Source organism: Pseudomonas sp. Irchel s3f10, from assembly GCF_900187515.1.
Lineage (GTDB): Bacteria > Pseudomonadota > Gammaproteobacteria > Pseudomonadales > Pseudomonadaceae > Aquipseudomonas > Aquipseudomonas tensinigenes.
In genome coordinates, this window is sequence record NZ_FYDZ01000004.1 from 359530 (window position 1) to 383642 (window position 24113).

At 61.3% G+C, this 24113-nt stretch carries 13 protein-coding genes (1 of these 13 running past the window's edge); 5 read left to right on the forward strand and 8 right to left on the reverse strand.

Annotated features, from left to right (window positions below; all coding sequences use genetic code 11):
* Nucleotides 1–4602: the 3' end of a non-ribosomal peptide synthetase gene (locus CKW17_RS12935; protein ID WP_095120101.1), read on the forward strand. It extends 10377 nt beyond the left edge of the window; only the last 4602 of its 14979 coding nucleotides appear in the window; the start codon falls outside the window, past its left edge; its stop codon occupies nt 4600–4602.
* 69 nt (nt 4603–4671) lie between these two features.
* On the forward strand, nt 4672–5631 hold the full coding sequence (locus tag CKW17_RS12940; protein ID WP_095120102.1) for an alpha/beta hydrolase: 960 nt from the start codon (nt 4672–4674) through the stop codon (nt 5629–5631).
* A 1404-nt stretch (nt 5632–7035) separates the two neighbouring features.
* On the opposite strand, the gene CKW17_RS12945 is transcribed toward CKW17_RS12940, so the two are convergent.
* The 5 genes from CKW17_RS12945 to pvdM form a co-directional block, all read right to left on the reverse strand.
* Nucleotides 7036–9498: a TonB-dependent siderophore receptor gene (locus CKW17_RS12945; protein ID WP_095120103.1), complete on the reverse strand. Its 2463-nt coding sequence runs from the start codon at nt 9496–9498 to the stop codon at nt 7036–7038.
* Nucleotides 9499–9615: 117 nt separating this feature from the next.
* Nucleotides 9616–11265 (reverse strand): cyclic peptide export ABC transporter, encoded by a 1650-nt coding sequence (locus tag CKW17_RS12950; protein WP_095120104.1) that lies wholly within the window; start codon nt 11263–11265, stop codon nt 9616–9618.
* Nucleotides 11266–11411: 146 nt separating this feature from the next.
* A complete protein-coding gene (locus CKW17_RS12955; protein WP_095120105.1) occupies nt 11412–12320 on the reverse strand; it encodes a formylglycine-generating enzyme family protein in 909 nt (302 codons plus the stop codon).
* A 31-nt stretch (nt 12321–12351) separates the two neighbouring features.
* Nucleotides 12352–13632, reverse strand: a complete 1281-nt coding sequence (locus CKW17_RS12960; RefSeq protein ID WP_095120106.1) for an aminotransferase class V-fold PLP-dependent enzyme — start codon at nt 13630–13632, stop codon at nt 12352–12354.
* Entirely contained in the window at nt 13629–14999 is a 1371-nt protein-coding gene (gene pvdM, locus CKW17_RS12965) for a pyoverdine-tailoring dipeptidase-like protein PvdM (protein ID WP_095120107.1), read from the reverse strand. Before pvdM ends, CKW17_RS12960 begins: the two co-directional genes overlap by 4 nt.
* Nucleotides 15000–15251: 252 nt before the next feature.
* Here pvdM and CKW17_RS12970 point away from each other — a divergent pair, with 252 nt between their 5' ends.
* Nucleotides 15252–16871 (forward strand): PvdJ/PvdD/PvdP-like protein, encoded by a 1620-nt coding sequence (locus tag CKW17_RS12970; RefSeq protein ID WP_095120108.1) that lies wholly within the window; start codon nt 15252–15254, stop codon nt 16869–16871.
* 264 nt (nt 16872–17135) lie between these two features.
* On the opposite strand, the gene CKW17_RS12975 is transcribed toward CKW17_RS12970, so the two are convergent.
* Genes CKW17_RS12975 through CKW17_RS12985 form a run of 3 tightly spaced genes read right to left on the reverse strand, consistent with a single transcriptional unit; the run spans nt 17136 to nt 21678 of the window.
* Entirely contained in the window at nt 17136–18524 is a 1389-nt protein-coding gene (locus CKW17_RS12975) for an efflux transporter outer membrane subunit (protein WP_095120109.1), read from the reverse strand.
* 7 nt (nt 18525–18531) lie between these two features.
* On the reverse strand, nt 18532–20505 hold the full coding sequence (locus CKW17_RS12980) for a MacB family efflux pump subunit (RefSeq protein WP_095120110.1): 1974 nt from the start codon (nt 20503–20505) through the stop codon (nt 18532–18534).
* Nucleotides 20506–21678, reverse strand: a complete 1173-nt coding sequence (locus CKW17_RS12985) for an efflux RND transporter periplasmic adaptor subunit (protein ID WP_095120111.1) — start codon at nt 21676–21678, stop codon at nt 20506–20508. It lies immediately after the preceding gene.
* A 322-nt stretch (nt 21679–22000) separates the two neighbouring features.
* Here CKW17_RS12985 and CKW17_RS12990 point away from each other — a divergent pair, with 322 nt between their 5' ends.
* Nucleotides 22001–22483, forward strand: coding sequence for a sigma-70 family RNA polymerase sigma factor (locus CKW17_RS12990; RefSeq protein WP_038363517.1), 483 nt, complete (start codon nt 22001–22003; stop codon nt 22481–22483).
* A gap of 134 nt (nt 22484–22617) precedes the next feature.
* Entirely contained in the window at nt 22618–23952 is a 1335-nt protein-coding gene (locus CKW17_RS12995) for a lysine N(6)-hydroxylase/L-ornithine N(5)-oxygenase family protein (RefSeq protein WP_095120112.1), read from the forward strand.
* Nucleotides 23953–24113: the final 161 nt, after the last annotated feature.

The following is a 24113-nucleotide window of genomic DNA, read 5'->3' on the forward strand; positions in this document are numbered from 1 at the left end:
GAAGAGGGCGAACTGGAATACATGGGCCGCATCGACCATCAGGTGAAAATTCGCGGTTTGCGTATCGAACTCGGCGAAATCGAAGCGCGTCTGGTGGCGCATGCCGCCGTGCGTGAGGCGGTCGTGGTGGCCAGTGAAGTGCAGGGCAGCCAACAGTTGATCGCCTACCTTGTGCCGAGCGATCCGACCATGGTCGACGCCAGCGCCGAGCAGCAACGTGACTTGCAGGACAACCTCAGTACCTGGCTGGGCGCGACCCTGCCGGATTACATGGTGCCGACGCACCGCATGTGGCTGGCGCAGATGCCGTTGACTCCTAACGGCAAGATCGATCGCAAGCGCTTGCCGGCACTGGAACTGACGGCGGCGCAACAACACGTCGATCCGGTCAATGCCATCGAGCAGGCGTTGGTGGACATCTGGAAAGAGGTGCTGGGACTGGCGCAGGTCAGCACCCGCGACAGCTTCTTTGCCTTGGGCGGCGATTCGATCATCTCGATTCAAGTGGTCAGCCGTGCCCGTCAGCAAGGCCTGGAACTGAGTCCGAAAGACCTGTTTCAGCACCCGACCATTGCGCAATTGGCCCTGCGCGTCGAAGCCTCCTGCGATAAGCCGGTGGCAGCACTGATCGAGGTGCCGCTGCATGGTCTGACTGAGGCGCAAGTCGCCGAGTTGCCGTTGGCGCAGGATCAGTTGGCCGGGCTCTATCGCCTGTCGCCGATGCAGCAGGGCATGCTGTTCCTCGGCCTGAACGCGCCGGAGTCGGATCTCTACATCAACCAATTGTGCATTCCGGTGCAGGGCCTCGACCCCGCGCGGTTGAAAGACGCCTGGGCAACCGTCAGCCGACGCCACGATATCCTGCGCACCGGGTTCCTCTGGCAGGACATGGCCGAGCCGCTGCAATTCGTCCTCGCCGATCCGCAGTTGCCGATCAGCCTGCTCGACTGGCGTGAGCAGGATCACTCGGCCGAAGCGCTGCAAGCGTTGGCCGATGCCGAGCGGGCCAAGGGCTTCGATCTCGATCAGCCGCCGCTGCAACGCCTGACCCTGGTGCAGGTGGGCGAGGACAGTTATCAACTGATCTGGACCTACCACCACATCCTGATCGATGGCTGGAGCAGTTCGCAGTTGATCGGCGAGGTGTTGAGCCAGTACTCCGGCAAGCCATTGGCCGACGCCGTGCCGTACCGTCGCTACATCAACTGGCTGCAACAGCAGGATGGCAACGCCAGTGAAGGTTTCTGGCGTGAGCATTTGCGTCTGCTTGACGAGCCGACCTACCTGGCGGATGCCGTGGCGCGCACCGGCAGTGGTCGCGGCCACGAGGCGTTGTACAGCCGCTTGGGCGAAGCTCGCACCGAACAGCTCAAGGCCTTCGCGCAAGCTCAGCACGTGACCCTCAACACCTTGGTGCAGGGCGCGTGGCTGATGCTGCTCAGCCGTTACAGCGGCCAGCGCTGTGTCGCGTTCGGCGCGACAGTGGCGGGGCGCCCGGCGAGTCTGCCGGCGTCGGAATCGATCCTCGGTCTGTTCATCAACACCTTGCCGGTGATCAAGGACGTACCGGCCGAGCAGGCGGTCGGCGACTGGCTGCGCGACTTGCAGGACTTCAACCTGGAAATGCGTGAGCGCGAATACACTCCGCTCACCGACGTGCAGCGCTGGGCCGGACGTGCCGGGCAATCGCTGTTCGACAGCATCATCGTGTTCGAGAACCACCCGATCGACCAGGCGCTGCGCGAGTGGCGCGATGACTCGCTGAAGTTCGGCGAGATCAGCAACGCCGGCCTGACCAACTTCCCGATGGACTTGATGGTCACGCTCGAGGAAGGGCTGGTGATCGAGTACATGTTCCTGCGTGAGCATTTCGACCGGGCGACCGTCGACGGTATCCGCGGCAACATGGAAGGCTTGCTCGCGGCGCTGGCCGAGGATGCGGCGCAACCGCTGGGGCGCATTGGTCTGCCGACCGGTCAGGTCGCAACCGCGCAGGCGCTGCCGGCACCTTCGCAAGCAGTCGCCGTGCATCAGCGCATTGCCCAGTGGGCGGTGGAGCGTGGCGAGCAGACGGCGCTGATCTTCAATGACCAGTCCTTCAGTTACGGCCAGATCGATGCCCGCGCCAACCGTCTGGCCCATGCTTTGATCGCTGAAGGCGTCGGTCCGGAAGTACGCGTCGGCGTGGCACTGCCGCGTAGCGAAAACATGATCGTGGCGCTGCTCGCGGTGCTCAAGGCGGGTGGCGCTTATGTGCCGCTGGATGCGACCTATCCGCGGGAACGCCTGAGCTATCTGATGCGCGATTCCGGGATTGCCTTGCTGCTCAGTGATTCGAGTCTGCGTCAGGTGCTGCCAACGCAGGACAACCTGCATGTGCTGGAGCTGGATCAACTGGAGCTGGCCGCGCACTCGGACAGCGCACCGGATGTCGCGGTGCAGCCGGGCAATCTCGCCTACGTGATCTACACCTCCGGTTCGACCGGCCAGCCGAAAGGTGTCGGTGTCGCTCACGGCCCGTTGGCGATGCACTGCCAGGCGATCGGTCAGCGTTATGAAATGAGTGAGGCCGATTGTGAACTGCACTTCATGTCGTTCGCCTTCGACGGCGCGCATGAGCGCTGGTTGACCACCCTGACTCACGGCGCACGCTTGCTGATCCGTGACGACAGCCTATGGACTGCCGAGCAGACCTATAACGCCCTGCATGAGCATGGCGTGACCGTAGCCGCGTTCCCGCCGGTGTATTTGCAGCAGTTGGCTGAACATGCTGAGCAAAACGGCAACCCGCCGCCGGTGCGCATCTATTGTTTCGGTGGCGACGCCGTGCCGGTGGCGAGTTTCGAACTGGCCAAACGCGCGCTCAAGCCGCAGTACATCATCAACGGTTACGGGCCAACGGAAACCGTGGTCACGCCGCTGATCTGGAAGGCCGGCACTGACGATCAGTGCGGTGCGGCCTACGCACCAATCGGCAGTGTGGTCGGCGAGCGCAGCGGTTATGTGCTCGACGCCGATCTCAATCCGTTGCCGGTGGGCCTTGCCGGTGAGCTGTACCTGGGCGGCGCGCTGGCCCGGGGTTATCTGGGCCGGGCTGGCGGCACCGCCGAGCGCTTCGTCGCCAACCCGTTCAGCGCCGATGGCAGTCGTCTGTACCGCACCGGTGACCTGGTTCGCCAGCGCGCCGACGGCACTGTCGACTACCTGGGACGGATCGATCATCAAGTGAAGATCCGTGGTTTCCGTATCGAGCTGGGCGAAGTCGAGGCGCGTCTCAAGCAGCAGCCGGGCGTGCGCGACGCCGCCGTGGTAGCCCGCGAGGGCGTCAGCGGTAAGCAATTGCTCGGCTATGTTCTGGCCAATGCCGATACGCAAACCGACGGTTTGTGTGAACGCCTGCGTGAGCAGCTCAAGGCCAGCCTGCCGGACTACATGGTGCCTGCGCACCTGATGTTGCTCGAACGCATGCCGCTGACGCCGAACGGCAAGCTTGACCGCGAGGCGCTGCCGAACCCGGACGCTGAACAGCGTCAGGATTACCAGGCGCCGCGCACCGAGCTGGAAAAGGCCATGGCGAAGATCTGGCAGGAGGTGCTGAAAATCGAACGCGTCGGCCTCACCGACAACTTCTTCGAACTGGGCGGTGACTCGATCCTCAGTCTGCAGGTGGTCGCTCGCAGTCGCGTGCTCAAGGCTCAGGGGCTGAGCCTGAAACTGCGCGACCTGATGCAGAAACCGAGCATCGCCGAACTGGTCGCCAGTGTGCAGGGGACAGCCGAAAAAGCTACCGGGTTGCTGGCGATGAACGCAGAGGTCAAGGGTGTTGCGCCGCTGTTCTGCATCCATGCAGGTTTCGGCACGGTGTTCGACTACGAGCCGTTGGCGCGCCGTTTGAGCGGTCGTCGTCAGGTGTTGGCGATTCAGTCGCGGATGCTGCTGGATCCGGCATTCAACGATGTTTCGCTGCCAAGCATGGCCAGCGCTTATGTAGCGCAGATTCGCGAGAAGCAGCCACACGGGCCGTATCACCTGTTGGGCTGGTCGCTGGGCGGGACGTTGGCGATGTTGATGGCCGCGCAATTGGAACAGGCCGGACAGACCGTGAAGTTTGTCGGTCTGGTGGACAGTTTTGTGCCGTCGGCCAAGGTCAACGAAGGCGCAGTGGATGACTGGCAGGCTGATCTGCGCGACTTCCTGCGGGTGACCCTGCCGGATGCCGCGTCGGATCTGAACATCGTTGGTGAAGAAACAGCGCAAAACCTGCGGGCACTGTTCGTCGGCGCCATGAGTGCCGAACATGGGGCTTCGACCTATGTGGCACTGGGTGCCGATGAGCTGGCCCATGTGTTCAGCGTCGCGCGCCGGCTCAAGCAACTGTCGTTGCAACTGGATCGCTGTGCACCTTTGGCGGTCAACCCGATCTGCTGGTGGACGTTGGGTCGCGAAGAGGAGGCCGGGGAACTGGCGGCGCAACTTGCGCAGCCGGGCATGGGCGGTGAATGGCTCGATTGCGGGCACTTCCAGATTCCGCGCGATGAAACTTTCCTGTCCGAGGCTGAAGAAATGCTCGGCGAGATCGTTGAACCAGTAGCCATGTCCTGATCTGTGTTCTGAACCTGAAAAAAACGGTCGGGCGCCTTTATGGCGCTCGACCTGTCTGGAGAAATACGAATGTCGTTGAACCCTGATATCGCCGCGTTCCTGCAACTGGTCGGCAACGGCCGGGCCAGTGGCAAGCGCGTTGGCATGCATGAGCTGAGCCCGGCAGAGGCTCGCGAACAATTTGATCAGTCGTCGCTGTTGATGGATGCCGGTGGCGACGAGCTGGAAGTGGTGGAAGAGCTGCAATTGCCGGTGCGCGATGGCACGCGCCTGCACGCACGCCTTTACAGCAATCAGCCTCTGAGCGTCGGGGCAGGGCGGCCGGCGCTGCTGTATTTTCATGGCGGCGGTTATGTGGTCGGCAGCCTCGATTCCCATGATTCTCTGTGCCGGGCGTTGGCTGCGATGGCCGATTGTGTGGTGTTGTCGGTGGCGTATCGGCTGGCGCCGGAGTTTCGCTTTCCGACCGCCGCAGATGACGCCCGCGATGCCTGGGACTGGCTGGTGGCGAGTGCTGCGGATCTGGGCATTGATGCCGCGCGTTTGGCGATTGCCGGTGACAGCGTCGGTGGTAGCCTGACCACGGTGCTCGCCGCGCAACTGGCGGATGCGGCTGTGCAGCCGCGTCTGCAAGTGCTGATCTATCCGGTCACTGATGCCAGTCGCAGCACGCCTTCGATCGAGCAGTTCGGCGAAGGGTATCTGCTGGAGAAGGCTTCGCTGCAGTGGTTCTACGAGCACTATCAGCGTGATGCCAGTGATCGTCTCGATCCGCATTTTTCGCCGTTGCTGGCTGAGGTTAACGCTAACGTTGCGCCGGTGCTGTTGGTGTTGGCCGAGTGTGATCCGTTGCACGATGAGGGCGTGGCGTATGCGCGTCACTTGCAGGCGGCGGGGGTTGCGGTGGAGCTGAAGGTTTATGAGGGGATGACCCACGACTTCATGCGCATGGGGGCGATTATTGATGAGGCTGAAGAGGCGCAGGGGCATATTGCTCGGCGCTTGGTAGAGGTGTTTGCTGTGGCTTGACGGGGGTGGGGGAATATCCGTTGCTGCGGGTGTTGCTGATTAGGGTTCCGCCCTTACGGCGGGTCACTTTTGGCAAACGCCCCAAAAGTAACCAAAAGGGCTTGCTCCTGCGTGCGGCCCGCTCGCTGGGGCTCGGGGTTCCTTCGCTGCGGGATCGATCCGGGCGCAGCGTCTACGGTTTGCTTCGCTGCACCTCCTCCCGCTGTGTTTGGCTGCGCCAAACGGTCGCTGCGCTCCCACGCCCGGATCAATCCCTCCACTCAGCCTTCCGACGTCGCCCGTGGATCAAGATCAAGAGCAGGCGAGCTGACACTCGGCCTATTGAGTGGTGAAGAGCACGGCGCGCACGGCTTTGGTTTTTGTGGTGCTCTTGCCCCTCACCCCAGCCCTCTCCCGAGGGAGAGGGGGCCGATTTGTGGGCTTTTCAAAGCCTGAGTTCAACGCGGTATTGCACGTCGGCGTACCTCACGCAAACACCACGGTCAGTTCCCTCTCCCTCTGGGAGAGGGCTAGGGTGAGGGGCTTTTGATCTGTTTCAAAACCTGAGTTCGACTCGGTATTTCACGTCGGCGTACCTCCCCCAAACACCCCGGTCAGTCCCCTCTCCCTCCGGGAGAGGGCTAGGGTGAGGGGTTCTTGATCTGGCTTGTGATCTTTGCTTTTCAAAGCCTGAGTTCAACTCGATATCGCATGTCGGCTAGCTTCCCTAAACACCTCGATCAGTCCCTCTGCTTCCGCGAAAGGCAGCCGATTTAGGGGCTTTTCAAAGCCTGAGTTCGACTCGGTATTTCACGTCGGCGTACCTCCCCCAAACACCCCGGTCAGTCCCTCTGCCTCCGCGAAAGGCAGCCGATTTATGGGCTTTTCAAAGCGTGAGTTCGACTCGGTATTTCACGTCGGCGTACCTCTTCCGAACACCCCGGTCAGTCCCCTCTCCCTCCGGGAGAGGGCTAGGGTGAGGGGCTTTTGATCTGGCTTGTGATCCTGCTTTGGCTTTTGATCTTTTGCCCCATCGGCAGGCCGAGCGGAGGTGTTCATCCGGGGGTAGGCGCGCAGCGCCGTGCGGCGTAGCCGCATACATCGAGAGGAGGTGCAGCGAAGCAAACCGTAGGCGATGCCCCCGGATGGACACCGTAGCGAGGGAACACTGAGCCTAAGCGAAGTGCCGTACGCCAGGGGCAAAGCCTTTTGGTTCCTTTTTGGCGTTTGAAAAAGGGACTCGCTGTAAGAGCGAAACCGCCAGCGGCAACACCCAAAAAAACGGATATACACCCAAAACCCAAAACCCAAAACCCAAAATCCCAAAACCCAAAAAAGCCTGGTCGGCCCACAGACCGCCAAGCCCAAATCAGCCCAAAAAAAAACGCCAGCAAATGCCGGCGTTTCAGTGAGCCGCTAAACGTATTACCAGTTATAGGTCACATCAGCAGTCATGGTACGACCTTCACCGTAGTAGCAGTCGAGCGTACCGTTACACGCGGCAACGTACTTCTCGTCAGTGATGTTCTGCAAGTTAGCCTGCAGCTTCACACCTTTGACATGCAGTGGCGATTTTTCCAGATCGTAAGAAACCATCGCGTCATACACGGTGTACGACGGCACCTGGAAGGAATCCGACTCGTAGTCCGAGCCGTAGCTTTGTTGCACGTAACGAGCACCCAGGCCCATGCCAAAACCGGCCAGAGCAGTAGAGATGTCGAAGTCGTAGTTGATCCACGCCGATGCGGTCAGCGGTGGAGCCATGGCCACGGTGCGACCTTCGCGGCCATCGTTGGCGCTGTGCCACTTGGTCTGGTTACGTGACACGGCGGCCAGTACGCGCAGGTTCTGCGTGACATTGACCTTGCCTTCCAGCTCTACGCCACGCGAACGCACCGTACCACTCTGCACGCTGAACCCCGGGTTGTTGAGGTCGGTGGTCAGCATGTTGTCCTGGTCGATCTGGTAAGCCGACAGCTGAATGAAACCGTCGACGAAGGTCGGTTCGTACTTGATGCCGACTTCGTACTGCTTGCCAGTGGTCGGTTCGAACGCACCGCCGCTCATGTCGGTACCGGTTTGCGGCAGGAACGATTCGGCGTAGCTCACGTAAGGCGTGATGCCGTTCTCGAACTCGTAGCCCAAGCCGGCGCGACCGGTGAATTTCTCGTCTTTCTGGTTGCTGTGACCGCCGGACAGCGGTTGCTTGTTGTCGGTTTCGGCGAAGTCGTAACGACCGCCGAGGGTCAGGAACCACTGGTTCCAGCGCAGTTGATCCTGAACGTACAGGCCGGTCTGGGTGATGGTGTTATCCCATTTGTACGGCTGACGGAAGTTGATCTGGCTGCCATACACCGGGTTGTACAGGTCGATACCCGGAGCGGTGCGGTCGTACAGGCCGAGGAACTTCGAGTTGAAGTGGTAGTAGTCCACGCCCAACAGCACGGTGTGATCGATATCGGCAGTCTTGAACTTGGCCTGGGCAATGTTATCGAGGCCATAGACCTTGTTGTGCTGCGACCAGTCCACGGCGTAACGGCTCTGGAAGCTGTTGTCGTTGAGGCCGGTGACCGGGTTGGTCGGGAACGAGTAGCCGTGCAGTGGTGCCACGTACTGGTCGTTGACGTCGGCGTAACGGGCATTCTGCTTGAAGGTCCAGACGTCGTTGAATTCGTGAGCGATTTCGTAACCGACGACAAACTGCTCGCGATGGTACTTGTTCACGTCCGGCTCGCCGATGAAGCGGCTGCGGCTGATGCGACCGTTGGAGGTGCTCTTGACCGTGCCGAACGCTGGCAGGCCCTGGGCTTCCGGTACGTCGTGGTCCTTCTGGTACTGGCCGAACACGGTGATGGTGGTGCGGTCGTTCGGCAGCCAGGTCAGGCTCGGCGCCAGCATCATGCGGTTCTGGCTGGCGTAGTCGATGGCCGAGTTGCTGTCGTTGACCACACCGGTCAGGCGATAGAGGAATTCACCCTGATCATCGATCGGGCCACCGAGGTCGAAGGCACCGTAGGCGCGGTCATAGCTACCGCCACCGATTTTGATTTCGTGCAGCGGTGTCGCGGTCGGACGCTTGCTGACCATGTTGACGATACCGCCAGGCTGGTTCTGACCGTAGAGCACCGAGGCCGGGCCCTTGAGCACTTCGATGCGCTCGAGGGTGTACGGGTCGATCTGCAGCGAACCGCCGGTGCTGCCGCCGCCGTAAGGCATGTGCAGGCCGTCGAGGTACAGCGGAGTAGGGGAGAAGCCGCGGGAGGTCGGCTCGTCAAAAATCTTCACGCGGTCGGCGAAGCCGCCACCGGTAATGCCCGGGGTATAACGCAGGGCCTCGGTGACCGATTGCGAACCGCGCATCTTGATTTCGTCCTGGGTGACGACGTTGATCGTCTGCGGGATGACCTTGATTGCCGTATCGGTCTTCGAGCCCGTGGCGCTGCGTTTGGCGACGATCCCGTCGACCGGACCCCAGGCCGATTCCGCGGTGGCGGAGATGTTGGTCGGTGCCAGATCCAGGCTGGCGCCGCTGTTGCTGCGCGAGCGCAACGCGACGTTATTGCCTTCAACGCTGTAGGCGATGTCGGTGCCGTTGAGCAACTGCGCGATGGCGGCAGTCGGTTCCAGGTTGCCGCTGACCGCGCTGCTGCGCAGACCACTCACTTCATCCGGGCTGTACAGCACCTGAAGGTTGGTCTGGCGACCGAATTCCTGCAAAGCGCTCCCCAGCGACTGGGCAGGAATATTGATCGCCACCGCCGCAGCCTGCGCCTGGCCGATCATCGGCAAGGTGAGGGCCATGGCGCACAGCGCTGGCAACGTGGAACGGAAAGAACGGCGGATCAGCAGAGCCTTGGCGAGCGGGTGGAGTCCGTGCGGTGCGGGCATTATTCTTCTACTCTTCAAAGTGTTGACTGAGAACTATTTCTATTAACTGTAAATAAGACGTTGAACCTTCCAAAAACCGGAAAGGCTCAACGCACTTTTTTTACAAAATTTTCACAATCAAGCGGGTTGAAGCTCGGTGACCACTTTGCCGGCGCTCATGCGCACCAATTGGTCGGCGACATCGAAGTAACGATCGTCGTGGGAAATGACGATGATGGTTTTGCCCAGACGCTTCAGGTCAGGCAGCAGCTCGGTGTAGAAAATGCGGCGGAAGGTCGGGTCCTGGTCGGCGGCCCATTCGTCGAACACCAGCACCGGACGCTCTTCCAGCCACGCGTTGATCAGCGCCAGACGCTTGCGCTGGCCGGTGGACAGGTCGGTGGTGGTGAACGAGCCGTCACGCACGCTGACCTTGTGCGCGATCTCCAGGCGCTGCAGGTATTTGTTGGCGTCTTCCGGGATATGCGTGTCGCCCTGGACCACGTCGTCGAACAAGTAATAGTCGGCGAAAATCGTGGTGAACAACTGGCGATAATCATCGCGGGTCGCGGCGTCGATGATCTGCTGGTTAAGGCGGATCTCACCCTGTTGCGGCGCGTACAGGCCCAGCAGCAGCTTGATCAGGGTGGTCTTGCCACAGCCGTTTTCACCGACGATGAAGATGATGTCGCCCTGTTCGATTTTCAGGTTCACCGGACCGAGACGGAACGGTGCCGCGCCTTCCACGGTGGGGAAACTGTACGACACGTCGGTCAGTTCCAGACTGTGCACGACTTTGTTTTTCGGGCCTTGATCGCTGAGCAACAGGTGCGGTTCGGGCGAGGAGAACTGCTCCGACAGATCAGCGATGCGGCGGAACGCGATCTGTGCGCGGCTGACAATCGGCAAGGTGCTGATCAAGTGTTCCAGCGGACCTTTCATGTACAGCAACACCAGCACGAAGCCGCTGATCACCGCTTTGTCGGCGCTCGGCCACAGCGATTGCAAGCCCAGCGCCAAGCCGATGACCACGAAAAACAGCATCGAACCGAGGGTTTTGGCGATGACGAACGTATTCACCGAACGCACTTGGGTGTCGCAGATCTTGTTTGCCGTTCCTTCGATACCGGAAACGAACATGCGGTGCCGGCGCGGGCGGTGGATGCGCAGTTCTTTCGCGCCTTCAGCCACGGCGTGGTAGTTCTTCTGCAACTCGTCTTCGTAGTCGCGGGCCTTCATGAAGCCCTGCATGCCACGCCCGCGGGCAATGTACTGAATGATCGTGCTGAGCAGAATCGCCACCACCACCATCAAAAACATCGGCCATGACAGCATCGCCAGATAGCCCATGCAGCCGAGGGTGACGGTCATGGAAATCGCCAGCGGGGCAAAGGCGAAGGCGAAGTCGCTGATGGTGTCGACGTCGTGGGTCAGCACCGGAATGAGTCGATGGCTGCGGTAGCGCTCGATCTGTTCAATGGGGGCCGAGAGGACTTTCTCGCCCAGCTCCTTACGCAGTTTGGCAATGATGTGCTGGCCGACATAATTGGTACCGATGTCGGAGAAAATCGAACTGGTCAGGGCCAGCAGGCACAACCCGGCGAAGACCGCGACCACGGTGTTGCTCAGGTCGCCTTCGGTGTGCAGCACGCTGTTGATGGTCGCCAGCAGCGCGGTGACACTCAGACCACCGACCATGCCGAGCAGGGTCGAGACGGTCACGATCAGCCGAAAGGGTTTGAGCAGGGCGAACAATTCTTTGATCACCCCGCGTGTTGGTTTGCTCATGGAGGTTCCCTGCTGGAAAAAGCGGCGAAGGCCGGCATGGTTCGCGGACTTCGCCTGGATGACGTAGAGGGCGGTGGCGCACCGTGTCGGTTCGCGCTCATCTGTAAAACGACTGGCAGGACGGCTAATTTAGCCGGGCGAGGGCGTTACAGATCGCGGGCAACGCGAAAGCCGATCCAGTCGCCGCGCGTGTCGGTGTAGGTGGCGTTGCGGTTGCCAGAGCGGGAGAACACCGGCGCTTCGCCCCAGTCGTTGCCACGGATACGGCGGATCTCGCATTTGCCGCTCAGCCAGGCGCTGCCGTCGCTCGGTGCGCCGAGGTAATTTTCGTTGTAGCAGTCGGCCGTCCATTCATAGATGTTGCCGTGCATGTCGTACACGCCGAAGGCATTGGCTGGAAAGCTGCCGGCCGGCGCAGTGAAGTTGTAGCCATCGGCGGCGCCATAAGTGTTGGCGTGTTTGGCGATGCTGTATTCCTTGCCTTCATCGAAGGGGAAGGGGAACGGCCCGCTGCTGCCGCCACGGGCGGCGTATTCGCGCAGGGATTCGCTGACCAGTCGGTATTGCTTGCCGGTCTTTTTCGACAGCCACGCCACGTACGCTTCGACTTCAGGGAAGTCCATGCACACCGCTGGATGTTTGTCGGTGTACTGTTTGCGCGGGTCGCTGCCCTGATAGTCGGGAATGCCGGCCTTGCACGCACGACCTGGACGCGTGTCACCGTCGGGCATTTTGTAGCCGCTGTCCTTGAGGTAGGCATCCCACTCGCCGCGCAGCACCTGAAAACGGCTGATCGCCAGCGGCTGGGCAAACGTCACCGGGTGCATCGGGCCTTCGTCAGGCTCGCGGCCGACTTCATCGTCCGGGGTACCCATGGTGAAGGTGCCGGTGGGCAGGACGACCATTTCCGGACAGTCCTTGCAGTCCTTGAACACCTTGCCCGGCGCCGGTGGCGTGGCGGCCTGGGCAGCGCCAGGCAGCAGGCCGGCGGCGAGGGCGGTGAGCATCAGCGCCGGCAGGGTCTTGAGGGGAAAACGACGCAGTTCACTGTTCATGGCGGGTCTCGCTAAAAGGAAAAGGGAGCGCTCAGAGGGCTTGGTCGAGCACGGCCAGCAGACGGTCGATTTGTGCTTCGTCATTGAGCAGCCCGGGTGCGGTGCGGATCACCGGGCCGACATCGCGGTGGACGGCATCGGCCACCACGCGGTTGGCCATCAGGTGCGCAGCGATCTTGTCGCTGTCCTTGCCCTTGACCCGGAAGAACGTGAAGCCGGCGGACAACTCTGGACTCAACGGCGTGACGAGTTCGGTTTGCGCGCGTTGTTGCAAATGCTCTTTGAGGTAGCTGTTGAGCGCGTGAATGCGCGCTTCGACATCAGCCTTGCCCAGTTGCAGGTGCAACTTGAACGCCTCGTCCAGCGCCCAGCGGTGCTCGAACGCGTGGTAGCCACCCGGGGTCATGGTGGTGGAAAACGCTGTGGCTTCGGAGAATGTCGGAATGATCGGCGTGACGTATCTGACCTCTTCAAAACGGCTGCAAATGATCCCGGTGCCGCGCGGGCCGAACATCCATTTGTGCGTGCCGGCAATGAAGAAGTCGCAGTTCATTTGCGCGAAGTTCAGGTTGTCCACACCGAAGCCGTGCACACCGTCGACCACGTAGACGATCCGGTCGGCATCGCTGCGACCGCGATTGTGCTTGTCGACGATTGCGCCGATCTCGCCGATTGGCAGTTTCAGGCCGCTGCCCGAATGTACCCAGCACATCCCCAGCACGCGGGTTTCGGGGCGTATGGCGTTGTCGATGTTGGCGAGGATTTCGGCTTTGCTGGCGCTGTACACATCCTTGAACAGCGGGATCTTGCGGACTCGCGTGCCATCGCGTTCGGTGCGCAAGGCGAGGATGGTGTGGGTGGCGTAATGTTCGTGGACGGTGGTGAGGATTTCCTGGTCGGCGCGCACATGCACGCCGCCGTAGATGGTCGCCAGGCCTTCGGTGGTGCTGCCGGTCAGCGCGATTTGTTTGGCGTTGGCCTGCAAGTAGCGAGCGGCCCAGACCCGCACGTTTTCCTCACGCTGTTCGATCACGCCCAGATCCCAATCCATCGCCAGGCCGGGATTTTTGTCGAGAGCCGCGCGATGTTGCTCAATCGCCTCGCGCACCGGTCTGGGGTGCGAGGTGATCAGAAAGTTGGAGAAATGCAGGTAGTCCGGATCCTGATCGAACAGTTGCTGCAACCGCGCCCACTTATTGCGCGGCAACGGTGCAGCGGCTGAAGCACTGGCGAGATCGGGCAGGCTCGCCCCCAGCGGCAGCGCCGCCGCAACGATCCCGGCCTGCTTGAGAAAGTCCCGACGATTGCTCATGGTCTGGCAGTTCCCGGTGCAGCCGCCACCGCCGGTTTTGCGGCTTTTTCGACCTGATCCCAGACGCGCAGGAAGTTGCCGCCCCACAGCTTGGCGATATCCGCCTCGGAGTAACCGCGCGAGATCAACTCGGCGGTGACGTTGCGGATTTCGCCAACGTTCTCGAAACCTTTGACGCCACCGCCCTCGTTGAAGTCGGAGCTGATGCCGACATGGTCGATGCCGATCTTGCGTACCGCGTAATCGATGGCGTCGCCGAGGTCCTTGAGGCTGGCTTTCGGTTCTTCTTCGAGGATGCCGTACAGGCGAACGGCGTACTGGCCGAACTTCTGTTCGGACCACGCGGCAATGATCGGGTCGCCGGGCATCAACGCCATGGCCAGGTTTGGCAGGGGCGGCAGATCGAAGTCCTTGCGCATCTCATTGAGCTTGTCTTGCGTGGTCTGCGTCAGTGGGCGCAAGTATTGCGAGAACGCAACTATCTGCACCACGCCACCGCTGTTCTTGATCAGCTGCATTTCCTTGTCGCTGAGGTTGCGCGGAATATCGACCATCGCGCGTGGCGCCGAGTGCGAGGCAATCAGCGGTGTACGGCTCAGTTGCGCGACTTGCTCGAGAGCCTTGGTCGACATTTGCGAGACGTCGATGATCACCCCCAGATCGTTGAGGCGCTTGACCGCTTGCTTGCCCAGATCCGAGAGGCCGTCGAGGGCATCCGGTGAGTCGTTGAGGAACGGCAACGGGCGCGAGGAATCAGCCCAGTCGTTATTGCCGATGTAGCTGAAGCCGAACATGCGCATGCCGCGCGCCGTCCACATGTCCAGCAGGCTCAGGTCGTGGCCCAGCGGGTAGGCGTTGAGCATGCTGATGAAAATCGCGAATTTGCCTTCGCCGTGCAGACGGCGGAAATCGTCCGGGGTGTAGGCGATGGCGACTTGATTGGGATAGTCGCGGACCATGCCGGAAATGATCTTGAAGCGAATTTCCTGCTGGTTGCGCGCCTCGTCAACGAAGCCGGGCGTTGGCTTGTGCGGTGCGTTCGGGCCGTTCCACATTTCCGGCCAGCCGAAGATGGTCAGTGCCGCGCCGGACAGGCGACCGCGATTGGCTTTGGCCAGATCGAACTGGCCGTCACCGTCCTTGTCGGCTTCGTGGCCGTCGGTGCCGAAGTTCTGCGTCAGGCTGACATGGCTGTCGAAAGAGAGCATGCGTTCGTGCAGCTCATCCGCCTGTTTCATGACTTTGACCGGGTAGCCGAGGTCATCCTTGAACCAGTGTTGCCAGACGGCAAAGCCTGCGCCGGCGCTGATCGCCAAGGCTAACGGCAGGCCAATGAATAGAGCCTTTTTCGAACGTGGTTTTGTCATTGCCATCTCAGTCGGGTTCGCCATTGAGGTGCAGGCGCGGGGGCCTTTGCTATCTGGGAAGAACGAGTGGATGGCCGTGGAATTTAGGTTGCCAGGTTAAAAGATCGCAGCCTTCGGCAGCTCCTACAGGGATATACATTCCATGTAGGAGCTGCCGAAGGCTGCGATCTTTTCAAACCCACATAAATTTACCTGCGCAACAAACGTTCTAGCTTGGATAAAGCCTGCTTCATGGCTGACACAGGTAGGGCAATGAAGATTTCTCGACGATGGTTCATGGCAGGCCTGGCGCTGACGGGCGCCGCCGTGCCGGCGGCTTATTTTGGGCATCGTGAATGGACGAAACCGGATCCGACGATCACGCCGGGCGAGGCCTCTTTTGATGTGGCGGACATGGCCGGTCAGCGCCTGGCGAACGCCTTGCGCGGGGTCTGGGATATCCGTTTCGAAGGCGCTGACGCGGGCCTTGAAGGCTTGCCGCAGAAAGGCCTGCAGGTGTTTCTCGACATCGGCCATAAGGGTCGGGGCGTGTGCGGTTTTCTCGATACGCCGGAGCGTTTGCGCTCCGGCGAAACACCTCGTTACCGAATTCTCGGTGATCTGGCCAAGGCCGATGCGGCGAAGCTGAGTTGGCGGCTGATCGGCGCTGATGGGCAGATCAGCTATGAGCTGGACATGATCCTCGATGAAGTCTGGGCCGACTTCGGCAATGCCGGCAGCGGCACCCTCAGCGGCAAAGCGCTGCGCCTCGACCGACCGTTGAATTTGCCCGCGCAGGACAACCGCTTCGTCGCGGTCAAGCAGCTGTTTCCCGAAGCCCGCGAACGCACGCCGCTGAACGCGACGCTGCTGGCGTGGTTGATTTCTCCTGAGCATCGCCTGTTCCACCAGTTGTGGCATGCGACGCGCGACAAGTGGCACAAACTGCCCGAGGACAAGCGCGAGGCGCTACGGGGTATCGGCTGGCAGCCCGGGCCGCGTGACAAGGAGCGCGATGCCCGTGGCCCGCGCAAGGATCGCAACGGTTCGGGAGTGGACTTCTTTTTCATGCACCGGCACATGCTCGGTACGGCGCGATCGATGCAAGACCTGCCGTCCTGGGAGTACTTCCCGTTGCCGCAGCCGGAGTTGATCCGCGACCGCATCGGTTTCGCCCGCTACTTCGACAACCACGACGGCACGGCTTTGCCGCCAACGTGGACGGCCGCGGGCGACGATGAGTTCAGTCAGTGGGTCAGCGATATCAAGACCGCCGAAACCTATGAAAGCAACTTCCAGGTCTGGGAGTCGCAATACCGCGATCCGGCGTATCTGGCCAAACTCACGTTGGGCCAGTTTGGTTCCGAGGTAGAACTGGGGCTGCACGACTGGCTGCACATGCGTTGGGCCTCGGTGCCGCGCGATCCTTCCAATGGGCAGCCGGTGCCGTTTGCGCGCGATCCGGCAGACTTCGCCGCGCGTTGGTACAACGCTGAAAACGACTTCCTCGGCGATCCGTTTTCATCCCACGTCAATCCGGCGTTCTGGCACTTTCATGGCTGGATCGACGATCGCATCGAAGACTGGTTCCGTGCCCATGAGCGCTTTCATCCGGGTGAGGTCAGTCGGCTTGAAGTCAATGGCGTGCAGTGGTTTGCGCCGGGGCGTTGGGTCGAGGTTGATGATCCGTGGCTGGGGCCGATCACCCATGGCTGCAGCACCACGCCGGGCCTGCAGGTGGGCAAGTCGGTGGAGATGGACCCGGAAACCATGAAGCTGGCCCTGCGTATCACCTTCATCACCGACGAAGAAAAACTTGCCGGGCTGTTCCGCCGTGTGCCGCAACGACCGTGGTATGCGCGCAATCTGAAGGCTAAAACCAGCCCGGCTTGAGGGCTGCGTCTTCGCTCACTCGCGAGCAGGCTCGCTCCCACAGGTTCAGGTGTCAGCCCGAGGTAGCGGCGACACCGTCAAGCAGTGTGGGAGCTGGCTTGCCAGCGATAGCATTGGCTCAGGCAACGTTGATGTCGGGAGTGCTGGCCTCATTGCTGGCAAGCCAGCTCCCACAGGTTTTTGTGTTGATCGCAGATTGCGCAAACACCGCCATTCATTGTGGGAGCGAGCCTGCTCGCGAAAACGATCTGTCAGGCAACGCGATTACTGCGTCCACCCACCGCCCAGGGCCTTGTACAGCGCAATGCTCGCCTGCACTCGTGACAGCCGTAGTTGTGCATTCTGATCCTGCGCGGCATACAGCGTGCGCTGGGTTTCCAGCACCGTGAGCAAATCTTCGGCCCCAGCCTCATAGCGACTTTGCGCGATGTTGAAAGCACTCTGCGCCTGATTCAGTTCTTCGTTCTGCCACAACCGCTGCTCGTCCAGGCGACGAATACTGTTGAGGGCTTTTTCCACGTCGGCGAAGCCGTTGACGATCGCGCCACGGTAGGTTTCCAGCAGCTCTTGCTGGCGCGCCGTGGCCTTGTCGCGTTCGGCGCCGAGGCGACCGTTGTTGAAGATCGGCGCGACCAGTCCGGCGGTCAGGTTGTAGAACGGGCTGCGAATCAGATCGTCGAACTGATTGGCGCCGGAGCCGAGCTGGGCGGTCAGGGTCAGTGCTGGCAACATCGCCGCGCGGGCGACTTTGACGTCAGCTTCGGCGGCGGCCAGTTGTGCTTCGGCGCGCGCGATGTCCGGACGATGAGTGAGCACCTCGCTGGGCACGCCGGCGGCGATGTCTGGCCATTGCAGGTGATCGAAAGACTCGGTCGGCGACAGTTGCTGCACCGGTCGGCCGAGCAGGGCGGCGAGGCTGATCAACGCGTCCTGGGCTTGCTGTTGCACGCGCGGCAATTGCCACTGCTGGGCGGCGACCAGACTCTTCTGCTGCGCCAGTTCCAGCGCGGTCGCCGAGCCTGAATCAAAACGCGTCTGCACCAGTTTCAGCACGCTTTGTGCGTTGGCCAGATTGAGTTCGGCGATGCGGCTCTGCTCGCGCAGCGATAGCGTTTGCGCATACGTGCTGGCTACGCCGCTGAGCAATGTCAGCTCGACGGTTGCCCGGTCGAACTCGCTGGCCTGCAAAGTGAACTGCGCGCTGTCCCGCGAGGCGCGTTTGCCACCCCAGAAATCGATTTCGTAAGTGGCGCTGAGATTGGTGTCGAAGTAGTCCACGGCTTTGTTGCTGCTGTTGGCATCGAGCTGGCTGTAGCCATTGCCGCGCAGCAGTTTCTGCCGATTGGCATTGAGCCCGGCCTTGATCTCCGGCAGCAATGAGCCGCCGGCGATCACTGTGCCGGCCTGCGCCTGACGCACGCGGGCAACGGCGGCCGCGAGGTCGAAACTGCCGACGCGAGCCTGTTCGATCAGACGATCCAGCTCGGGGCTGCCGAACTGCGTCCACCACTGCAGGTTGTTGCGGGCGCTGCTGGCGCTGTGCGGCGATTGCCAGCTCGCGGGCGCTTGTACGCCACTGTCGGGGCGTTGCACGGGGCTGCCGCAGGCGCTGAGGATCAGGCACACGGTCAATAAACTGAGGCGCGGTTTCATAGATCGATCATTCACTGGTAAGGGCCGTGACCGGGTCGAGCCGGGCAGCTTTGCGGGCCGGCATGAAGCCGAAGACAACACCGGTGACAAGGGCGCAGCCGAAAGCGCCGAGCACTGCCATCAACGAGAACGCGACGGCGACTTCGCTGAGAATCAGCACGCCGCCAACGATCAACGCCAAGGCAATCCCGGCAATGCCGCCGACCACCGAGAGCATCACGGCCTCGGTGAGAAACTGGCGCAAAATGTCGCGCTGCCGCGCCCCGGTGGCCATGCGGATACCGATCTCGCGGGTACGTTCACGCACGGTCATGAGCATGATGTTCATCACACCGATGCCGCCGACCAGCAGGGAAATCGCGGCAATCGAACCGAGCATCAGCGACAGGGTGTTTTGCGTGCGCGCTTCGGCCTGGATCATCGCGGCATTGTTGGTCAGTTCGAAATCCTTCTTGCCGTTGTGCAAGCGCAGCATCAGTTGCTCGATGGCCTGTTCGGCGTCCTTGACCTTGCGCGCGTCGGTGGCGGCGATGGCCACGTATTCCGGATCGCGGGTGCCGAACAGCCTGACGCTGGCGGCCGAGTAGGGGATAGCGATGCGGTTGTCGCTGTCGGAGTCGCCAGAGCTGGCGCCTTTTTCCGCCAGCACACCGACGACCTGAAACGGTACGTTCTCGATCAGGATGTATTGGCCGATCGGATTGATCACGTCCTTGAGCAGTTTGCTCCGGACTTTGTGGCCGATCACCGCCACAGCCGCGGCGTTCGCCTCGTCGGCCTCGGTGAAGTAGCTGCCTTGTACGACGGGCCAGTTGAAGATCGCCGGAAAATTGGTGTCATTGCCGCCGACGTAACTCAAATGGTCGGCATTGCCGAACCGCACGCCAGCCTCGGCGCCGTTGACCGGCATGATCCGTTGTACTTGCGGCAGGCTCGTCAGTGCGCGGACGTCGTCGAGGGTAATGATCCCTGGTGGTGTGCGCGGGTTGGGCGCCGAGCCGCTGAGGTAAATGATGTTCGAACCGAACGCGCCCATCTGCGCCATGACCTGGCGCTTGCTGCCTTCGCCGACCGCAAGCATCACCACCACCGAGGCCACGCCGATGATGATGCCGAGCAGGGTCAGCGCGGTGCGGAAGCGATTGATCCACATGACCCGCCAGGCAGCGTGCAAGGCGTCGACCAGTTCACCTTTCCAGGCGCCGGTGGCTTCGGCGCCCTCGGCCAGACGTTTGCGCAGATCGACGGCTTGCAAGGCGCCGGGGTTGGCGCTGGTCTGAGCCTCGGGGTTGTCTCGGGCGCTGTCGCTGATGATCAGGCCGTCGCGGATTTCGATGATGCGTTTGGCCCGCGCCGCCACCTCGCGATCATGGGTAATCAGGATCACCACATGGCCCTGGCTCGCCAGTTCATCGAGCAGCGCCATGACTTCTTTGCCGCTGTGACTGTCGAGGGCGCCGGTCGGTTCGTCGGCGAGAATGATATGGCCGCCGTTCATCAAGGCGCGGGCAATCGACACCCGTTGTTGCTGACCGCCGGAGAGCTGGTGCGGGCGGTTGCCGGTGCGTGAGGCCAGGCCGAGGCGGTCGAGCAGGGCGGCGGCGCGGGCGTGGCGCTCGGCGGCCGGAGTGCCGGCATAGATCGCCGGCATTTCGACGTTTTCCTGGGCCGAGCCGGACGGAATCAGGTGGTAACCCTGAAACACGAAACCAAAGGCTTCGCGGCGCAGCCAGGCGAGTTCATCGCTGTCGAGGCCGGCGACGTTTTCCCCGGCGAAACGGTATTCACCGGACGTCGGGCGGTCGAGGCAACCGAGGATGTTCATCAGCGTCGATTTGCCGGAGCCGGATGCGCCGACAATTGCCACGAATTCACCAGCGTGGATCGACAGGTCGATACCGCGCAGCACATGAACTTCAGGCGCGTCGCCGCCGCCGTAGGATTTGCGGATGTCCTGCAGGTCGATCAGGGGCGTTTGCATTTAACCCCCGTTGCCGACAGCCGGGCCGATGAGCAGGTGATCACCTTCATTCAGGCCGTCGAGTACCTGCACCTTGAGCCGATCACTGATGCCGGTGCGTACCTCGCGCGACTGGATCTTGCCGTTGGCAGCGACCACCTGGGCTGTTTGCAAGTTGGCCGTGGCGCTGCCTTGCAGGGCAGCCACCGGTGCGGTGAGGACATCCTTGGCCTGATTGGCGACGAAGAATACCTGGGTGGTCATCTCCGCCATCAACGCGTTGTCGGCGTTATCGACGTCGAGCAAAACCGTGTACAGCACGACGCGGGCGCTGCCGCTTTTACTGCTGCTGGCCGGGCTGCCGCCGCCCTGGCTGGTCTGATCGAGCGGTTTTGGCGGCACCGGCAGGATTTGCCGCACGGTGCTGCTCCAGCGCCGGTTGCCGCCGCTGAGGGTGGTGAAATAGGCGGTCATGCCCGGTTTGACATGGCCGATATCTGCCTCGGAAACCTCGGCCCAAACGGTCATCGGTGACAGCTTGGCGATGCGCAGAATCAACGGCGTCTGCTGTTGCGCGTTGAGGGTCTGGCCTTCGCGGGCATCGAGGGCGACCACGGTGCCGGCCATGGGCGCATAGATTCGCGTGTAGCCGAGTTCGGCCTGATCGCTGCGCAGGCTGGCCTCAGCCTGGCGGATCTGCGCCTGGAACATGTCGATGCGCGCTTGCGTGGCTTTCAGTTCGGCGCGGGCGGTCTGTACGTCTTCTTCGCGAGTAGCGCCGCCGGCCGCCAGATTCTGCTGGCGCTGATATTTCTGTTGCGCCAGCTCATGTTGGGCGCGTTGTTCCTGCAATTGCGCCTTGAGGTTCTCGACCGAGAAGCGCCCGGCGTCAAGTTTGGCCTTTTGCGTCGATGGGTCGATTTCCACCAGCAGTTGGCCTTCCTTGACCACGTCGCCGACTTCGACATGGATTTTCTGGATCTGCCCGGAAGCTTGCGCACCGACGTCCACGTAACGACGCGGTTGCAGGGTGCCGAGCGCGGTAACGCTGCTTTCAATGTCGCCACGGGTCACTTGCACAGTGGCGAATTTATCCCGGCCCGGCGGCAGGATCTGCCACGCGGCGTACGCGACAGCGGGGATCAGACAAAGGACTACGAGCAGGGCGCGTCGGGCGGGGCGGGGACGTTTCATGCAGGGTTCCGGCCAGTGGAAATCGGCCCGTCGTTCGGCTGGCACACAGGTTCGGGCAGCACTGAACGCTGTCGCAAGGTGCGACAGACACGGGGAGCTGTCCTGTAAACGATGGAAGTGCAGGGGAATTTAACTGCGGACACACGAAGTTACAGCTATAGAGCAGCACTATTTGTCGGTCAATGACAAACACTACTTTAAATCTATATGAGAATTACTATAAATTACGCACCTCAAGTTGCCACTATCTTGCTACTGCGTTTTGCGCAGGGGTCAATCAGTGAGCTCAAGGACAGAACCCGCAGGTTTGCGGCCGGGAGTCATGTTGGAAAACTACTATCGCGAGCTGGTGTGTTTCCTGAACGCCAAGCTCGGCAACCGTCAGGTTGCCGAAGATGTGGTGCATGACGCCTATCTGCGAGTGCTGGAACGTTCCAGCGAGACACCCATCGAGCAACCCCGGGCCTTTCTTTACCGCACCGCGCTCAATCTGGTCATCGACGACCATCGACGCAATGCTTTGCGCCAGGTCGAATCACTCGACGTACTCGATAATGAAGAGCGCTATTTCACCCCGTCGCCCCACGGCACCCTCGATCATGGCCAGCGTCTGGAAATGCTTCAGCGCGCGCTGGCCGAGTTGTCACCGCTGTGCCGCGAAAGTTTTCTGCTGCGCAAGATCGAAGGCCTGTCGCACCCGGAAATCGCTGAGCAGCTGGGCATTTCCAAGGCTCTGGTGGAAAAGCACATCGTCAATGCCATGAAGCATTGCCGTCTGCGCATCAAACAATGGGATGCCCATTGAGCCGTCCGCGGTAAATTTTATTTCACTGTCCTCGTTCCTACTCAACAGACGATCTGCTGTCCTGCTCAAGGCCAGTCAGGTCACTTAGGCTCTCCTTGCCCCTTGTTGAGGGGTTCATCCAGAGGACACTGGAAATGACTCAGGCAATTGCATCGCCCATCGTTCACGACCTGATCGGCGTCGGTTTCGGCCCTTCGAACCTGGCGCTGGCCATCGCTCTGCAAGAGCGCGGGCCGACCCACGGCGAGCTGGATGTGCTGTTCCTCGACAAGCAGGCCAACTACAGCTGGCATGGCAATACCCTGTCGACTCAGAGCGAGCTGCAGATTTCCTTCCTCAAGGATCTGGTGACCCTGCGCAATCCGACCAGTCCGTATTCCTTCGTCAATTACCTGAAGTACCACGGTCGCCTGGTCGACTTCATCAACCTCGGCACCTTCTATCCGTGCCGCATGGAATACAACGACTACCTGCGTTGGGTCGCCGGGCAGTTCACCGAACAAAGCCGTTACGGTGAAGAAGTGCTGACCATCGAGCCGGTGCTGCACAACCATCAGGTTGAAGCGCTGCGCGTCATTTCCCGTGGCACCGATGGCCAGCAATTCGTGCGCACCACCCGATCCGTTGTCGTCAGCGCCGGCGGCACGCCGCGCATTCCGGAGGCGTTCAAGGCGCTGAAGGGCGACACCCGTGTGTTCCACCATTCGCAATACCTGTCGCAGATGGCCAAGCAGCCGTGCGTGAACAATCAGCCGATGAGCATTGCGATCATCGGCGGCGGGCAGAGCGCGGCGGAAGCCTTTATCGATCTGAACGATTCGTTCCCGTCGGTGCAGGTCGACATGATCCTGCGCGGCTCGGCCTTGAAGCCTGCGGACGACAGCCCGTTCGTCAACGAAGTGTTCTCGCCTGAGTTCACCGATCTGGTGTTCCAGCAGAACAGTGCCGAGCGCGAACGTCTGGTCAACGAGTACCACAACACCAACTACTCGGTGGTCGACATCGACCTGATCGAGCGCATCTACGGCATCTTCTATCGTCAGAAGGTCTCGGGGATTGCCCGTCACGCGTTCCGCACCCTGACCACCGTCGAGAAAGCCACCGTCACCGAAAACGGTATCGAACTGGCCGTGCGCAACAACGCCACCGGCGAAGTCACCGTGCGCAATTACGACGCTGTTGTTTTGGCCACCGGTTACGAGCGGCAGATGCACCGCAAACTGCTGGCCCCGCTGGAAGAGTACCTGGGTGACTTCGAAGTCGATCGCAACTACAAACTGATCACCGACGAGCGCTGCAAGGCTGGCCTCTACATGCAGGGCTTCTGCCAGGCCAGCCATGGTCTGAGCGATACGCTGCTGTCGGTGCTGCCGATTCGTGCGGACGAGATTGCCGGCTCGCTGTATGAGCATGGCAAGAACCGTGGGCATCGTTCGATGGCGGATCTGTTGTTGGCGACTGCCAGCTAACGCCGATTTCCAGGCCAGATCGTTCCCACGCTCTGCGTCACTAGTGTCCGGTAAAAACTGAAGGGGGAGCTTGCTCCCCCTTGCTGTGCCTGCTTCCTGAGCAATAATCAGGTTTTTCAGACTCGATTTTCGACTATGTTCAGCAGCACCCGATTTGCGCA

Coding starts and splice junctions, on each gene's coding strand:
- CKW17_RS12980 (WP_095120110.1), bottom strand. CDS start 20,505: ATGCAAACGCCCCTGATCGACCTGCAGGACATCCGCAAATCCTACGGC.
- CKW17_RS12975 (WP_095120109.1), bottom strand. CDS start 18,524: ATGAAACCGCGCCTCAGTTTATTGACCGTGTGCCTGATCCTCAGCGCC.
- CKW17_RS12985 (WP_095120111.1), bottom strand. CDS start 21,678: ATGAAACGTCCCCGCCCCGCCCGACGCGCCCTGCTCGTAGTCCTTTGT.
- CKW17_RS12940 (WP_095120102.1), top strand. CDS start 4,672: ATGTCGTTGAACCCTGATATCGCCGCGTTCCTGCAACTGGTCGGCAAC.
- CKW17_RS12990 (WP_038363517.1), top strand. CDS start 22,001: ATGTTGGAAAACTACTATCGCGAGCTGGTGTGTTTCCTGAACGCCAAG.
- CKW17_RS12950 (WP_095120104.1), bottom strand. CDS start 11,265: ATGAGCAAACCAACACGCGGGGTGATCAAAGAATTGTTCGCCCTGCTC.
- pvdM (WP_095120107.1), bottom strand. CDS start 14,999: ATGACAAAACCACGTTCGAAAAAGGCTCTATTCATTGGCCTGCCGTTA.
- CKW17_RS12945 (WP_095120103.1), bottom strand. CDS start 9,498: ATGCCCGCACCGCACGGACTCCACCCGCTCGCCAAGGCTCTGCTGATC.
- CKW17_RS12970 (WP_095120108.1), top strand. CDS start 15,252: ATGAAGATTTCTCGACGATGGTTCATGGCAGGCCTGGCGCTGACGGGC.
- CKW17_RS12995 (WP_095120112.1), top strand. CDS start 22,618: ATGACTCAGGCAATTGCATCGCCCATCGTTCACGACCTGATCGGCGTC.
- CKW17_RS12955 (WP_095120105.1), bottom strand. CDS start 12,320: ATGAACAGTGAACTGCGTCGTTTTCCCCTCAAGACCCTGCCGGCGCTG.
- CKW17_RS12960 (WP_095120106.1), bottom strand. CDS start 13,632: ATGAGCAATCGTCGGGACTTTCTCAAGCAGGCCGGGATCGTTGCGGCG.